The sequence below is a fragment of the Ralstonia sp. 1138 genome (assembly GCF_040544795.1).
In the GTDB taxonomy this organism is placed as follows: domain Bacteria; phylum Pseudomonadota; class Gammaproteobacteria; order Burkholderiales; family Burkholderiaceae; genus Ralstonia; species Ralstonia flatus.
Genome location: NZ_JBEPKQ010000002.1, coordinates 281,664 through 297,190 on the forward strand (window position 1 = coordinate 281,664; position 15,527 = coordinate 297,190).

Sequence of the window (15,527 nt, forward strand, 5' to 3'; positions counted from 1 at the left end):
CCCGTGCGCCGAGCGATTTAACTTACAGAGTTACGAGCCATGACCAAGATCATCGTAGTCACCTCCGGCAAGGGCGGCGTCGGCAAGACGACCACCAGTGCGGCGTTTTCCGCCGGCCTTGCGCTGCGCGGCCACAAGACCGCCGTCATCGACTTCGACGTCGGCCTGCGCAACCTCGACCTCATCATGGGCTGCGAGCGCCGCGTGGTGTATGACCTGATCAACGTGATCCACGGTGAGGCCAACCTGAACCAGGCCCTCATCAAGGACAAGAAGTGCGAAAACCTCTTCATCCTCCCCGCCTCGCAAACGCGCGACAAGGATGCGCTCACGCGTGAAGGCGTCGAGAAGGTGATCGAAGGCCTGAAGGAAATGGGCTTCGAATACATCGTCTGCGATTCGCCGGCCGGTATCGAATCGGGCGCGCTGATGGCGATGTACTTTGCCGACGAGGCCATCGTGGTGACGAACCCGGAAGTCTCTTCGGTGCGCGACTCCGATCGCATCCTGGGCATCCTGTCGTCCAAGTCGCGCCGCGCGGTGGAAGGCAAGGAGCCGATCAAGGAACACCTGCTGCTGACGCGCTACAACCCGAAGCGCGTGTCCGAAGGCGAGATGCTGTCGCTGACCGACATCCAGGAAATCCTGCGCATCAAGCTGATCGGCGTGATTCCGGAATCCGAGGCCGTGCTGCAGGCATCCAACCAGGGCCTGCCCGCCATCCATCTGGAAGGTTCCGACGTGGCCAATGCGTACCACGATGTGATCGACCGCTTCCTGGGCAAGGAGAAGGAACTGCGCTACGTCGAATACAACAAGCCGGGCTTCCTGCAGCGCCTGTTCGGCGGCGGAAAATAAGGAGACGCACATCCATGTCGATTCTGTCTTTCCTGCTCGGCGAGAAGAAGAAGACTGCAAGCGTTGCCAAAGAGCGCCTGCAGATCATCCTCGCCCATGAACGTACCGCCAGCGGTGCGCCCGCCGACTACCTGCCCGCGCTGCAACGCGAGCTGGTGGCTGTGATCTCGAAGTACGTGAAGATCGGCAACGACGACATCAAGGTCAACCTCGAGCGCCAGGACAACCTGGAAGTGCTGGAGGTGAAGATCGAGATTCCGCAGGCCTGACCCTCGGCCCGCGTCGTTACCGCACACGAATGATGCGGCCCGCCGGTGCGTCCGGCGCGGCCGGCATCGGCCCCACATAGGCGGCTCTCGGGCGGATCAACTGCCCTGCCGCACGCTGCTCCAGCGCGTGCGCGATCCAGCCCGCCGTTCGCCCCGCCGCAAACAGGCCAAAGCCTGAACCTTCCGGCAGCCCAAGCACGCGGCGGATGGCCACCAGCGCGAAATCCACCGATGGCCCATCGCCGGTCAATCCGGCCACGGCGTCCATCACCGTCTGCAGCCGCTTGCGCACCGCGCCCGTCTTTGGCAACTGCGCCAGGATCGCTTCCGCCCGCGGGTCGGCCTGGCGATACAGCGGATGGCCAAAGCCGGGCAGCGCATCGCCGCGATCCAGTCGACGGCGCAATGCCGTTGTCACGGAGCGCTCGCTTTCCAATTCACTCAGCAACGCCTCCACGCGCGCCGTGGTGCCACCGTGCAGGCCGCCGGAGAGCGCAGCCAGCCCCGCGCTGACTACGGCGCCCAGGCTGGCGCCGGTCGATGCCACCACGCGCGCCGCAAAGCTGGAGGCATTGAGCTCGTGATCGGCGCACAGCACCAAGGCGACGCGGATGGCCTCGGCGGCGTGCGCATCAACGTTCCATGCCTGCTGGCATTGCAGGTGCGCGGGCGCGGCATCGGGCTTGCGGCCCAGCATGGCGGCAAACACGACGCGCAGCAGCGCACCGGCATCGCGCGCCGTGCGTGCAGCATCCTGCCGCCACGCGGCTTCGTCCAGCGCCGGCAATGCGAGCGCGCACAACGCTAAGCAGCGTTGCCGGATGTCCGCCTCTGCCAGCGACGAGAGCGCCGCGTACCAACTCTTCGGCAACGCCGGCGCGGGCGTGTTGAAGGCGGCCGCTTCTTCGCACTGCCACAGCCGCGCCGCCACGGTTTCCAGCGTGGCGTGTTCGGCCAGCTCCAGCGCCGGCATGCCACGGTAGAACAACTGCCCATGATCGATCAGCGTGATGGCCGATTCCATCACGGGCAGGCCCCAGTCCAGCGCATGACGCACCACCTGGCGCGGGCGCCGTCCGCCGGAACGCTGATCGGCCAGCCGTGCCACATCGGCTTCGCGGTAGCGGCTGCCGCGTCCGTCGGGCGACGGGTACGCCGCAAGCAGCCCGCGGCTCACATAGGCGTACAGCGTGGGGCGCGAGATGCGCAGGCGCTCGGCGGCTTCGGCGGCATTGAGGTAGGCGGTCATCGGGCCGGATGTGGTGGACGGCGATCGAGGTTGATCAGTCTAGTCAATGTTGACGCTATCGGCCGCGCGGGACTGTAATGGGCGCACCTTGCTTGCGGAGCCCCGCCATGCCGTCACCCGTTGCTGATGTGGTTGATCCTTCCATGCAGACTGTCAGCCCTACCGACGCACTCGGCCAGTTGTGGACCGTGCTCGGCCAGCCGGCCGATGTGCTGTCGCGTGCCACACTCACGGGCGCCGAGCCGGCGCTGCCGTCGTCGTTTGCGGTGGGCACGCTGGCGCAGAGCACCATTGCCGCTGCTGCACTCGCGGCCGCGCAGGTCGACACGTTGCGTAGCGGGCGCCAGCAAACCGTATCTGTCGACATGCATCACGCCGCGCTGGAATTCCGCTCCGAGCGCTACTTCCGTGTCGAAGGCCAGTTGCCGCCCGAACCGTGGGACAAGATCGCCGGGCTCTACCGCTGCGGCGATGGCCGCTGGGTGCGCCTGCACACCAACTTTGCGCATCACCGTGACGGTGTGCTGAAGCTGCTCGGCTGTGCGTATGACCGGGCCGCCGTGGCCGCCGCGCTGAACCAATGGAACGCAGAGGCGTTTGAGGAAGCAGCCGCGCAAGCGGGCATGGTCGTCACCGCCGCGCGCACGTTTGAAGAGTGGGACGCGCACCCGCAAGGCATCGCCGTCGCAAGCCAGCCGCTGATGACGATCGAACGCATGGGCGATGCGCCACCGCAGCCGCTGCCGGCGCATGCCGACGGCCGTCCGCTTTCGGGCGTGCGCGTGCTGGACCTCACGCGCGTGATTGCAGGCCCCGTCTGCGGCCGGACGCTCGCAGCGCATGGGGCCGACGTGCTGCTCGTCACGGGGCCGCATCTGCCGGCGATCCCACCGCTGGTGATCGACACCGGGCGCGGCAAGCGCTCCGCGCAGCTCGACCTGCGCGATGCAGCCGGTGCCGGCCAACTCCGCACGTTGCTGCGCGACGCCGATATCTTCGTGCAGGGTTATCGGCCCGGTGGCCTGGCGGCGCTGCAGTTTGGTCCGGAGCAGGTCGCTGCGCTGCGCCCCGGTATCGTCTACGTCAGCCTGTGCGCGTACGGTTACGACGGCCCCTGGGCCAATCGACGAGGCTTCGATTCGCTCGTGCAGACCGCCAGCGGTTTCAACTGGGCCGAAGCGCAGGCCGCCGGCGAGGCCAAGCCGCGTCCGCTGCCCGCACAGGCGCTCGACCACGGCGCTGGCTACCTGATGGCGGCTGGCGCAATGACCGCGCTCGCACGCCGCATGACCGAAGGCGGCAGCTGGCACGTGCGTGTGTCGCTCGCGCAGACGGCGCATTGGCTGCGCAGCTTGGGCCGCATGGTCAACGGGTTCGATGCGGCCGACCCGCGCTATGAAGAGATCGGCGCGTATGTGGAAACGTCACCGTCCGGCTTTGGCGCGCTCACCGCGCTGCGCCACGCGGGGCAGCTTTCCGAGACGCCTCCGCACTGGGCGCTGCCCAGCGTGCCGCTGGGGACGCATCCCGCGCGGTGGTAGGATTCGCGCCTACCGTTTTCTCTGCCCGCGCCTGATACTCCGGGCGCACATGGCCCGCCGATGCTCAGTTACCGTCACGCCTTCCACGCCGGCAATCACGCCGATGTCCTCAAGCACGCCGTGCTTGTGCAGATGCTCGATTACCTCACGCAGAAGGACAAGCCGTTCTGGTACATCGACACGCACGCCGGTGCCGGCCTCTACGCGCTGGACCACGAATGGGCGCAGAAGAAGGCCGAGTTCGATACCGGCATTGGCCCCTTGTGGCGCGCGGCCGAAGGCGGTGAAACGCTGCCGCCGTTGCTCGATGCGTACCTCGACCAGGTGCGCGAACTGAATCCCAACGGTGAACTGAGGCACTACCCCGGCTCGCCGTGGTTGGCGTGGCAGATGCTGCGCGACGCCGATCGCCTGCGCCTGTTCGAGCTGCACAGCTCAGAAATCAAGGTGCTGTCCAACAACTTTCGCGGTGCAGGCCGCAAGGTCATGCTGTACGACGGCGATGGCTTTGCCGGCATCAAGGCGATCCTGCCGCCGCCGCCGCGCCGTGCGCTGGTGCTGATCGATCCGTCATTCGAAGACAAGCAGGACTACGCCCGCACCGTGCAGGCCCTGCAAGACAGCCTGCAGCGCTTTGCCACCGGCATGTATGCGATCTGGTATCCGCTCGTGCAGCGGCGCGAAGCCGCGCAGTTTCCTTCGCGCCTGAAGCAGTTGCGGCCGACCGACTGGCTGCACGTCACGCTCACGGTCAAGCACCCGGTCGAGGGCGGCCTGGGCCTGCACGGCAGCGGCATGTTCATCGTCAACCCGCCGTGGACGCTCAAGGCACAGCTGCAGGAAGCCATGCCCACGCTGGTGCGCCTGCTCGGCCAGGACGACGGCGCCAAGTTCATGCTGGAAGGCGAATCCAGTTGAGCCTTTGGGCGGCGTGACGCCCACATGTCACTCCCCTGCCACATGCCCGTGCTACCTAGTCGGGCTTAGACTTGCACTGCGCTGTCCGTGCGCAGCGCCCCTCTCGGCACTCTCGGCAAGATCGGCAGGAGCAACACACCATGAGCGAACGCGACGCAGCCCGGCAGGCGCGCCTGCAGGAAGACCTCCTCGACACGCTGGACGAGGAGCTGGAGATGGAAATCGACGACCACCTGCTCGGCGGCGGCGAGGGCATCAGCGAGGAAGCGCGCGAAACGCGGCGCATGTACTTCCGCGAGCTGTTCCGCCTGCAAGGCGAACTCGTCAAGCTGCAGGACTGGGTGATCGAGACCGGCCACCGGCTGGTGGTGATCTTCGAAGGCCGTGATGCCGCCGGCAAGGGCGGCGCCATCAAGCGCATCACGCAGCGGCTGAACCCGCGCGTGTGCCGCGTGGCCGCGCTGCCGGCGCCCACCAACCGCGAACGCACGCAGTGGTATTTCCAGCGCTACGTGGCGCATCTGCCCGCCGCCGGCGAGATCGTCCTGTTCGATCGCAGCTGGTACAACCGCGCCGGCGTCGAACGCGTGATGGGCTTCTGCACCGACGAGGAATACGAAGAGTTCTTCCGCTCCGTGCCCGAGTTCGAAAAGATGCTCGTGCGCTCGGGCATCCAGATCGTCAAGTACTGGTTCTCGGTGACGGATGAAGAGCAGGAAGTGCGGTTCCAGAGCCGCATCGACGATCCGCTCAAGCAGTGGAAGCTGAGCCCGATGGACCTGGAGAGCCGCCGCCGCTGGGAGGCCTATACGCAGGCCAAGGAGGCGATGCTCGAGCGCTCGCACATTCCCGAATCGCCGTGGTGGGTCGTGCTGGCCGACGACAAGAAGCGCGCGCGCCTGAACTGCATCCACCATCTGCTGGGGCAGGTGCCTTACCACCCGGTGCCGCATCCGCCGGTGCTGCTGCCCGAGCGCGTGCACCATGCGGAGTACATCCGCCACCCGGTGCCGGAAGACATGATCGTGCCGAACGTGTACTGAACCGGCGGCAACGCCATCGGAGAAACAAAAAAAAGGGCGGCCTGCGCGGTCGCCCTTTTCGTTCAATGCGCGCGTTCAGGTATTCAGAAGATCGCGCGGAACAGCCAGTACAAGCCACCCGCCAGCACGATCGATGCGGGCAGCGTCAGTACCCAGGCCAGCAGCAGGCTGCGCACGGTATTCCACTGCAGCCCTGAGCCGTTGGCCGCCATCGTGCCCGCCACGCCCGACGACAGCACATGCGTGGTCGATACCGGCAGGCCATATGCATCGGCCGCGCCGATCGTCACCATGGCCACCAGTTCGGCCGACGCGCCCTGCCCGTACGTCAGGTGCTGCTTGCCGATCTTTTCGCCCACGGTGATGACGATGCGCTTCCAGCCCACCATCGTGCCCAGGCCCAGTGCAATCGCCACGGCCACCTTCACCCACGTGGGGATGAACTTCGTAGCGTGGTCAAGCTGCTGCTTGTAGTTGTCGATGACGGCCTGGTCGTCCTTGGCAATGGCGGGTTGGCCGCTCTTCTTGAGCAGGCGGATGGCCTCGGACGCCAGGTACATGTTGTTGCGCACGTTATCCACTTCGTTCTGCGGCACGGCGGCAATCGAGCCCGTCTCGCCGACCTGCGCGGCGATGCTGTTCGTCAACGCCTGCACGGCCGGCAGCGTGGCCGGCGTCAGCACGCGCTTCTGTACATAGGCCTCCACATCGGCGCGCGGATTGGCCGACGGCGCCACCCCGTTGGTGTACTTGCCGAAGGTGGCGGCAGTCTGATGCGACACGGCCAGGAAGGTCTGCGTCTCGGCCGGGGTGACGGCGCGATTGAGCGCGTAGACGGTGGGCACCGTGCCGATCAGGATCAGCATGATCAGGCCCATGCCCTTCTGCCCGTCGTTGGAGCCATGCGCGAACGACACGCCCGTGCACGTGAGGATGAGCAGCGCGCGAATCCAGAACGGCGGCGGCTGGTTGCCCTCGGGCTCGGCATAGAGGGCGGGCACGCGCACCGCCGCCTTCAGCACCCACAGCAGCAGCCCCGCCAGCAGAAAACCAATGATGGGCGAAAACAGCAGCGACTTGCCCACGCCCAGCGCCTGGCTCCAGTCCACGCCACTCGTGCCGTTGGCGCCGTGCAGGAGCTGGTTCATCAGGCCCACGCCGATGATCGAACCGATGAGCGTGTGCGAGCTGGAAGACGGCAGCCCCAGATACCAGGTCGCCAGGTTCCAGATGATGGCCGCGATCAGCAGCGCAAACACCATCGCAAAGCCCGAGTGGCTGCCCACCTGCAGGATCAGCTCCACCGGCAGCAGTTGCAGGATGCCGAAGGCCACGGCCCCGCTGGACACCATCACGCCCGCAAAATTCCACACACCCGACCACACCACCGCCAGGTGCGGCGACAGCGAATGCGTGTAGATGACCGTGGCCACCGCATTGGCCGTGTCATGAAACCCGTTGACGAACTCGAAGCCGAGCGCGATCAGCAGCGCAATGCCCAGCAGCACGAACGGCAACGCCGAACTGGTGGACACGCCTTCCAGATCGGTCACCAGATGGCTCACCACGTAGGCGGCGCCACCCGCCAGCATCAGCAGGAAGGCTGCAATACCAAGGTTGCGGAAGCGCCCGGGCACGGCCCCGGGCTGGACGGAGAGGGGATGCGACATGACGGGTCACCAGGAAGGGGGCTGGGTGACCGATTCTAGGAGTCGAGCTTGTGCGGTAGGTGACGGTTTCGTGTCGAATCCGTGTCCGTTGATTGCTGGACATTACACGGTGGGGCGGATCTCGAAGCCGGGCCCCGGCGCCTCATGGTCGCCCGTGGCGACGTCCAGCTGCGTAACGTGCGCGCTGTCCGGCCCTTCCCACATCCATTCGCGCATGCTGAGCACATTGGCCTCGGGGCCGGCCAGGAACGCTTCGACCGCCCCATCGCGGCGGTTGCGTACCCAGCCGCGCAGGCCGAGCAGGCGGGCGTGGTCGGCACATGCGGCGCGGTAGCCGACACCCTGCACCCGGCCCTGTACGGTAACGATCACTTGCGCAATGGCGGACATGGCAGGCCTCCGGAGCAAACGGCAGGAGATGTGTTGGGTAAAACATGACAAACCGACGCTGTCGCATCTCTGTCACATTTCTGGAATGTGACGTCGTCAGACTGACAACCGCGCGGCGGGCTCTGACGTTACGCAAGGTAAACTAGGCGGCTTGCCGCCGGGTGCCAAGCAACGCTTGCGCAAAGCACTGCGCCCAGCCCCGTCATCCGCCATGCCATGTATTGCGTCTCGGCCCCAGGCCTTGAGGCGCCCGAATTTCGTCCGCGGTTTCCGTCCCGGTTATCCAAGATGCAGCAGAACGACAACGAAACCACCATCCGGGGCCGCTTGGGTACCACCTTCGGTACCAACCTTGGCGTCAACTTCGGCAACCTGCTGACGGCGCCGCCCAACCGGTTTGACCTCGCCCTCCTGCCGATCATCCTGGCCGCCATCGTGCTCGTGGCCTACGCCGCCAAGCAGATGAACGTGCCCTACACGCCGGGCGAACACCTGGACGTCAGCCTCGACGTCATTGAACTGCCCTATTACCTGCTGCGCACCAGCATCCGCATGCTGCTGGCGCTGGGCGCGTCGCTGGCGTTCTCCTTTGCGTTTGCCGCCATTGCGTCCAAGAACCGTACCGCCGAAAAGGTGATGGTGCCGGCGCTCGACATCCTGCAATCGATTCCGGTGCTGGGTTTCCTGTCGATCACGGTGACGGGCTTCATTGCGCTGTTTCCGGGCAACCTCGTCGGCGTGGAATGCGCGGCCATCTTCGCCATCTTCACGTCACAGGCGTGGAACATGGCGTTCTCGTTGTACCAATCGTTCCGCACCATCCCGACCGACCTGGAAGAGGCGGCCACGGTGTTCCGCCTGTCGAAGTGGCAGCGCTTCTGGCGCCTGGAAGTGCCGTTCGCCATGCCGGGCCTGCTGTGGAACATGATGATGTCGATGTCGGGCGGCTGGTTCTTCGTGGTGGCGTCGGAAGCCATCTCGGTCTCGGGCCACGACATCAAGCTGCCGGGCATCGGCTCGTACATTTCCCTGGCGATCCAGCAGCAGAACCTGCCCGCCATCGGCTGGGCCATCCTGGCCATGCTGATCGGCATCATCCTGTACGACCAACTGCTGTTCCGCCCGCTGATTGCCTGGGCAGACCGCTTCCGCTTCGACTCGATGTCGTCGGAGCGCGAGCCGCAATCGTGGCTGCTGGACCTGCTGCGCCGCTCCGAGTGGGTCAAGGCGCTGCTGGAGCGCACCGCCGCCCTGGCCGAACGCACGCTGTCCTGGGGTGCCGAGCGTACGCGGCCCACCGCGGCCCCCGGCAACGGATTCCTGCCGCGCTTCCCGTGGTCGCACCGCATCGCCGATGTCGTCATCATCCTGGCCGCGCTGATGGCGGTGGCGCACGTGCTGCAGTTCGTGCGCTCCGAGGTGGGCTGGGCTGAGGTCGGCCACGTCTTCTGGCTCGGCTTCCTGACCATGGTGCGTGTGATCCTGCTGATTGCGCTGGCCGCGCTCGTGTGGGTGCCGATCGGCATCCGCATCGGCCTGAACCCGAACGTGGCGCGCATCGCCCAGCCAGTGGCGCAGTTCCTGGCGGCGTTCCCGGCCAACCTGATGTTCCCGCTGGCGGTGATGCTCATCGCGCGCTTCGCGCTCAACCCGGAAATCTGGTTGAGCCCGCTGATGATTTTCGGTACGCAGTGGTACATCCTGTTCAACGTGATTGCCGGCGCGTCGGCCATCCCGACCGAACTCAAACTGGCCGCCCGCAACTTCGGCCTGCGCGGCTGGCTGCTGTGGAAGCGTTTCCTCATCCCCGCCGTGTTCCCCAACCTGCTGACCGGTCTGGTGACGGCCGCCGGCGGCTCGTGGAACGCCAGCATCGTCTCCGAATACGTGTCGTGGGGTGACCGCACGCTGGTGGCGACGGGCCTGGGCAGCTACATCGCCGAGATGACGGCCAAGGGCGACTTCCCGCGCATTGCACTGGGGATTGCCGTGATGAGCCTGTTCGTGGTCGGCTTCAACCGGCTGCTGTGGAACCGCCTGTATGACATCGCGCAAGAGCGCACCCGCCTGTAAGAACATGCTCATGATCCTACTGCGCACCCCGATCTTGACCCTGCGATGCTCGCCGTACTCATGTACGGCTGCGCGTCTCGGGCCAACCTCGGGGCGCTCGCTACGGATCTTGAGCATGTTCTAAGACGACTTATTTAGCTGAGAACACACATGGTTACCACCAGCACCCATAGCCAGCACGCTGAAAGCGTCATGGAGCTGCGCGGCGTCTCGAAGATCTTCCGCACCGCAGACCACACCGACCGCGCCGTGCTCGAAGGCGTGGACCTTAACCTGCGCCAGGGCGAGATCGTCGCCATGCTGGGCAAATCGGGCTCGGGCAAGTCGACGTTGCTGCGCATCATGGCGGGCCTTGTGCGCGCCGATCGCGGGCAGGTGCTGTTTCGCGGGCGCGAGTACACCGGCCCCGTGCAGGGCATTGCGATGGTGTTCCAGTCGTTTGCGCTGTTTCCGTGGCTGACGGTGCAGCAGAACGTGGAGCTGGGCCTGGAGGCGCAAGGCGTGCCCAAGGCCGAGCGCGAAGAGCGCGCCGAACAGGCCATCGACCTGATCGGCCTGTCGGGCTTCAACAGCGCCCTGCCGCGCGAACTCTCGGGCGGCATGCGCCAGCGCGTGGGCATTGCGCGCGCGCTCGTCACCGAGCCCGACCTGCTGCTGATGGACGAAGCGTTCTCCGCGCTCGACGTGCTGACCGGCGAGAACCTGCGCGACGAAATGCTCGACCTGTGGGAAGACCGCCGCACCAACATCAAGAGCATCCTCATCGTTTCGCACAACATCGAAGAGGCGGTGATGATGGCGGACCGCATCGTCATCCTGTCGAGCGATCCGGGGCGCATCCGCGCCGAGGTGCGCGTGCCGTTCCCGCGCCCGCGCAACCGCGATTCCGCCGCCGTGCGCAACCTCATCGACGAGGTGTATGGGCTGATGACCTCGCCGCAGCGCGTGGGCGTGCATGTAGGCGTGGAGCCCGCCGCCGAGCAGCTTGCCTACCGCCTGCCCGACGCCGAGATCGGCCAGATGGAGGCCATTCTGGACTTGCTGGTCGAAGCGCCGTTCAACGGCCGCGCCGACCTGCCGCACCTGGCAGAAGAAGCCGGCGTGACCGACGACGACCTGCTGCCCGCGTGCGAAGCACTGTCCCTGCTGCAACTGGCCACCATCGAGCGCGGCGACATCATCGTCACGCCGTTCGGCAAGACCTACATGGAAACCGAACCGCCCGAGCGCAAGGTGCTGTTCGGCCAGAAGCTGCTGGAGCGCGTGGCCCTGGCCGCGCACATCCGCGCCGAGCTGGAAGCCAACGAAGACGGCGAGATCCGCGAAGAGCACGTGCTGCGCGAGCTGGAGGCGTACCTCAAGCCCGAAGAGGCCGAGCGCGTGCTGAAGATCGGCATCGAATGGGGCCGTTACGGCGAGGTGTATGAGTACGTCTACAACACCGGCATGCTGACCCTGCCCCGTGAAGAGCGCGAGGAACGCGAAGAGCGTGAGGCGCAGGAAGGTGGGGATCACGCGGCGTAAGCGCGCGAGGTCGACATGAAAAAAGAGCCGCATGAAGCGGCTCTTTTTCTTTCACGCGCAGGAACAGCGATGTTCCATCACCACCCCCAACGCACCCCCGCCTTGCCATTCACCCCATGCAGGCGACGGTCCGCGCTGACCTGATAGCCGACGCTGGCATAGAACACGCCGTTCTTCGCCACCTGCGCCGTCAGGCCACCCGTCAGCTCCAGCGTGGTGCTCGGCAGTTGCGCGGTGAACGGCACGAAGCCGCCGTCCGGCGACGACATCTGCGTGCCCGTCTGGCCGCGGAACTCGTGCCATACGTTGGCGCGCACCCATGCGGTGTGCTGACGCTCCGGCGATTCGCCCCAGCGCTTGCTCACGCGCACGCCAAGCCGGCCCAGCATCGAGTTCACCGAGTTGAAGCGCACGTCGGCGGCACCGTCGTTGGCATCGGCAAACGCGGCACGCTGATACACGAGCTGCGCCTGCGGCTCGACACGCCATTGCGGCGACAGCGCGATCGGGTAGCCGGCCTCCAGCGATGCGGCGTAACCGAGCGCGTGTGTCTTCAAACCGTTCACGCCATGCGGGGACGCATCAGCGTCGTAGCGCGTGCCCTGCACCACGCCATCCAGGTACCAGCCCGACGGGCCGAAGTGCGTCCAGTACAGGCCGACCGTGTTGGCGTTGACGGTGTCGCGGCCCGCGTCTGCGCCATCCGCGTGCGTGACGTCTGCCGCGATGCGGCCGGTGGCGAAGTAGCCGCCGGCGTGGTCGTGGCTGCCGTCTTCGCGCTGGCGCTGGTAGACATCGGCGCCGAACTGCACGCCGCCAAAGTCATAGCTGAACGCAGGGCCCTGGTTGCCGTAGACACCGTTGCCGTCCGACATGCGGCTGCCCTTCTGGGCGATCACGCGTGCCCAGCCGGTGCGCAGCACGGGTGAGGTGCCTGCCGGTGCGGCGGCCTGGTTGCTCTCCTCCCCCACGCGTTCGTGCAGCGTATCGAGCAGCGCGCGGCCGTAGAGCAGCGTCAGTTGCGGAATGGCGGTGTAGAGCGACACCTCCGGACGCAGTGCCGGCTGCGTAGTGCCTGTGCCCGTACCGGTGCCCGTCGTGCCGCCGCCGGTGCCCTGGGTTGAGGTTTGCAGGGTGCGCAGATACCAGCTGTCGGCGCTGGCGGAGCCACCGCGTTGCAACGTGTACTCATACGGGCCGGCCACGACACGGTTGGCGAGCGCAAAGGCATTGGCCTGCGTGGTTGCGCCGTTGATGGCGCTGACGACTTCAATGCCATCGCCCGTCGTTTTCGCACCCGCGCCGCCGGCGTTGGTCACGCGCACCGCCGTATTGCCGCTGGCCGTGCCGCCCGAGATGACGAGCTTGTCGGTCGGCGAGTTGTCGGCGCCCAGCTTGGTGTTGATGGCCAGCACGCCACCGTTGCCGACATAGTTGCCGTTGACTACCAGCTTGTTGCCGACACCCGCGCCACCGATCTGCACCGTACCGGCGTTGCTCAGTGCGCCGTTGATCGTCAGGCTGCCGCTGCCCGTGTTGGCAAACGCGGCCAGCGCATCGGCCACGGCCACTGTGCCGTTGTTGGTGACAGCGCCGTTCACGGTGCCGTAGCCGCCCAGCGTGGCGTTGGCGGCGATCTGCACCGTGCTGCCGCCGGCCGCCATCGTGCGCAGGTTCTGCGGCGCGTTGGAGCCCGACGCGCCGAGCGTTGCGCCGGCATGCGCCGCGTCGCCGATGGCGAGCGCCCCGCTGGCCACCACGGTATTGCCCTGGATGGCGTTGTTGGCGGTCAGCACGGTCGTGCCTGTACCGGCCTGCGTGATGCCGCCCGTGCCGGTGACGGTGCCGCCGAACGTGAACACGTCTGAACGGTTGAAGGCGAGCGTGCCGTTGTCCACCACATTGCCCGTGATCGAACCTGACGTGCCGCCATTGCCGAGTTGCAGCGTGCCTGCCGAGATGGTCGTGCCGCCCGAATAGGTGTGATCGTTCGTCAAGACCGTTGTGCCGGTACCGCTCTGATTGACCGCGCCCGTGCCGGAGATCTGTCCGCCATACGTGTACGTATCGGAGCGATTGAAGGCGAGCGTGCCGTTATTCACGACATCGCCCGCGACGCTGCCCGACGTACCGCCATTCCCCAGCTGCAACGTGCCCGCGGCGATGGTGGTGCCGCCTTGGTACGTGTTGTCGCCCGCCAGCACCAGCGTCCCGCTGCCGGCCTTGGTCAGCGCGCCGGCACCTGAAATGCCCTGACTCACGGTCGACGTGAAGCCCTGCGTATCGATCGTGCCGTTGGCGTTGGTGATGCTGACCGCGCGCGTGCCGGCCACGTCCACGTTGCCGGTCAGTTGCAGCGTGCCGCCGTTGAGTGTGAGTACGCCCGTCGCGCCGCCCAATGCACTGTCCGCACCGATGGCGAGGGTGCCTTGCGTGATGGTCGTGCCGCCGCTGTACGTATTGCCGGCTGCGAGCGTGAGCGTGCCCGTGCCGGTTTTTTCCAGCGCACCTGCGCCGACGATCTGGCCCGCATAGCTGCCATCCACATCCTGCTGGAAACGCACCAGACCGTTGTTCGTCACGGCCTTCGTCACGCCCAGCGCATCGCCTTGCAGCGTGCCGCCGGCGTCCACTTGCATCGTCCCGGTGTAGGCGCTGTTGTTGCCTTGCACGATCAGCGTGCCCTGCTGCACTTGCGCGTTGGTCACGCCCATGCTGGCGAGCGTTTTGGACAGCGTCCACGTGCCGCTGTCCTGCTTGCGCAGGGTCTGGAAGTTCGTGATGGTGCCCAGCGTTGCGCTATCCGTGCCGTTCAGTGTGATGACGTTTGCGCCACCGCCGCCGCTGATGCTGCCGCTCACCGATGAGCCGGTGTACAGGTGCAGCGCATCGTTGCCGCCCGCAAAGATCAGATTGCCGACCACCTTGCCGCGGTTGGTGAAATCCACCGACCCGTTGCCCGATGCGCCCATCACGTTGCCGTTGGCCACGTCGGTCTGGATCGTGCCCGTGGCGTTGTTGACGACCGTGTTGCCGCCGGTGGTGTTCTGGAACCAGATGGCGGCCCCATGCGCCGATTTGATCAGGCCGTTGTTGACGATGGTGTTGCCGGTGCCTTCCGGGTTGACGGCTTCCCCGCTGAGCTGTGTGCCGTTGGCCAGCACCTGGCCGCCCTGCTGCACCGTCAGCGTGCTGTTGTTGCGGAAGTCGATTGCGTTGCCGCCAGTGCCATAAAAGCCGGACGTCGACACCGCGTTTGCGCTCACGGTGGCGCCCGATTGCACCGTGATGTTGGCGTTGTCGCGCACGGCAATCGCACTGGTGTCGCCCACCGCGACCGTGCTGCCTGTCTGCACCGTCACCACGCGGTTGTCTTCCGCCGCCACGTTGCCGGCGCCGATGGTGGATGTGGTTGGATTGGGTGCCGCGCTATCGCAGACGGTGGTCTGCCCGGTGGTGGTGCAGTCTGCATGCGCAAGCGCCCCGAACAGGGCGAATGGCGAAGCAACAAGCGCAATGGAGACAAACTGAAGCCGCCCGCGGCGGCGCTGGAACAATGGCGTAGACATACGTTTGCGTCCGCGCGCACGCGTAAAGAAGCCGCTACGTCTGTCCCCCCGGACAGACGTAGCGCGATTTGCGCGGACTTCCCCTTCTTATCGTTGATGGTTTGTTGAAGTCCTACTTCCCCGGTGGGCCGATCGTCTCGCAGAGGTTGTCTCCGACCTTGCCACGTCTTTCTTGGTGGACCTGCCAGACCAACTCATGACGGCGAGCATCAGCCCTGTCCGCACAACTTGACCCCACTGCATTGTTTCTGAAGTGTTGCGGACGGCGTGATTCTAGGAATGGCTGTGCATCGCGATGTACAACGAATGTAAAAATCAACGGGATTTGAGGATGTGTTTGTTTTCAGCATCGCTAAGGCGGGGTTTTTGTTTTCGTTCCTTAAAGAAGCGGGCGAAAACCCGCCACCCATCATGGTTTACGAC

General features: G+C 66.0%; 11 protein-coding genes. 7 read left to right on the forward strand and 4 right to left on the reverse strand.

Annotated elements, in window-relative coordinates; genetic code table 11:
• The first annotated feature begins 39 nt into the window (after window positions 1-39).
• A complete protein-coding gene (gene minD / locus ABIC76_RS08970) occupies window positions 40-858 on the forward strand; it encodes a septum site-determining protein MinD (RefSeq protein ID WP_009239512.1) in 819 nt (272 codons plus the stop codon).
• A gap of 14 nt (window positions 859-872) precedes the next feature.
• The gene (minE, locus tag ABIC76_RS08975) at window positions 873-1,127 is read left to right on the forward strand and encodes a cell division topological specificity factor MinE (protein ID WP_004628536.1); all 255 of its coding nucleotides are present in this window, start codon (window positions 873-875) and stop codon (window positions 1,125-1,127) included.
• Window positions 1,128-1,143: 16 nt separating this feature from the next.
• Here the strand turns inward: minE and ABIC76_RS08980 are convergent, their stop codons facing one another.
• Entirely contained in the window at window positions 1,144-2,376 is a 1,233-nt protein-coding gene (locus tag ABIC76_RS08980; protein ID WP_354533734.1) for a citrate synthase family protein, read from the reverse strand.
• Between the two features lie 107 nt (window positions 2,377-2,483).
• Between ABIC76_RS08980 and ABIC76_RS08985 the strand changes: the two genes are divergently transcribed.
• From ABIC76_RS08985 to ppk2, 3 genes are all read left to right on the forward strand, one after another.
• Window positions 2,484-3,917, forward strand: coding sequence for a CoA transferase (locus ABIC76_RS08985; protein WP_354533735.1), 1,434 nt, complete (start codon window positions 2,484-2,486; stop codon window positions 3,915-3,917).
• A 60-nt stretch (window positions 3,918-3,977) separates the two neighbouring features.
• A complete protein-coding gene (locus tag ABIC76_RS08990) occupies window positions 3,978-4,835 on the forward strand; it encodes a 23S rRNA (adenine(2030)-N(6))-methyltransferase RlmJ (RefSeq protein ID WP_102064043.1) in 858 nt (285 codons plus the stop codon).
• Window positions 4,836-4,975: 140 nt separating this feature from the next.
• The gene (gene ppk2, locus ABIC76_RS08995) at window positions 4,976-5,878 is read left to right on the forward strand and encodes a polyphosphate kinase 2 (RefSeq protein ID WP_027678801.1); all 903 of its coding nucleotides are present in this window, start codon (window positions 4,976-4,978) and stop codon (window positions 5,876-5,878) included.
• Window positions 5,879-5,961: 83 nt separating this feature from the next.
• On the opposite strand, the gene ABIC76_RS09000 is transcribed toward ppk2, so the two are convergent.
• Together ABIC76_RS09000 and ABIC76_RS09005 are read right to left on the reverse strand one after the other, a co-directional pair.
• Entirely contained in the window at window positions 5,962-7,548 is a 1,587-nt protein-coding gene (locus ABIC76_RS09000; RefSeq protein ID WP_354533736.1) for an inorganic phosphate transporter, read from the reverse strand.
• 102 nt (window positions 7,549-7,650) lie between these two features.
• Window positions 7,651-7,938 (reverse strand): acylphosphatase, encoded by a 288-nt coding sequence (locus ABIC76_RS09005; RefSeq protein ID WP_027678799.1) that lies wholly within the window; start codon window positions 7,936-7,938, stop codon window positions 7,651-7,653.
• 288 nt (window positions 7,939-8,226) lie between these two features.
• Between ABIC76_RS09005 and ABIC76_RS09010 the strand changes: the two genes are divergently transcribed.
• Entirely contained in the window at window positions 8,227-10,011 is a 1,785-nt protein-coding gene (locus ABIC76_RS09010) for an ABC transporter permease (protein WP_027678798.1), read from the forward strand.
• Between the two features lie 150 nt (window positions 10,012-10,161).
• Window positions 10,162-11,535 carry an ABC transporter ATP-binding protein gene (locus tag ABIC76_RS09015; RefSeq protein ID WP_102064047.1) on the forward strand — a complete coding sequence of 458 codons (1,374 nt, stop codon included), beginning with the start codon at window positions 10,162-10,164 and terminating at the stop codon, window positions 11,533-11,535.
• Window positions 11,536-11,612: 77 nt separating this feature from the next.
• Here the strand turns inward: ABIC76_RS09015 and ABIC76_RS09020 are convergent, their stop codons facing one another.
• Window positions 11,613-15,104, reverse strand: a complete 3,492-nt coding sequence (locus ABIC76_RS09020; RefSeq protein ID WP_102064048.1) for an autotransporter outer membrane beta-barrel domain-containing protein — start codon at window positions 15,102-15,104, stop codon at window positions 11,613-11,615.
• Between the last annotated feature and the right edge of the window lie 423 nt (window positions 15,105-15,527).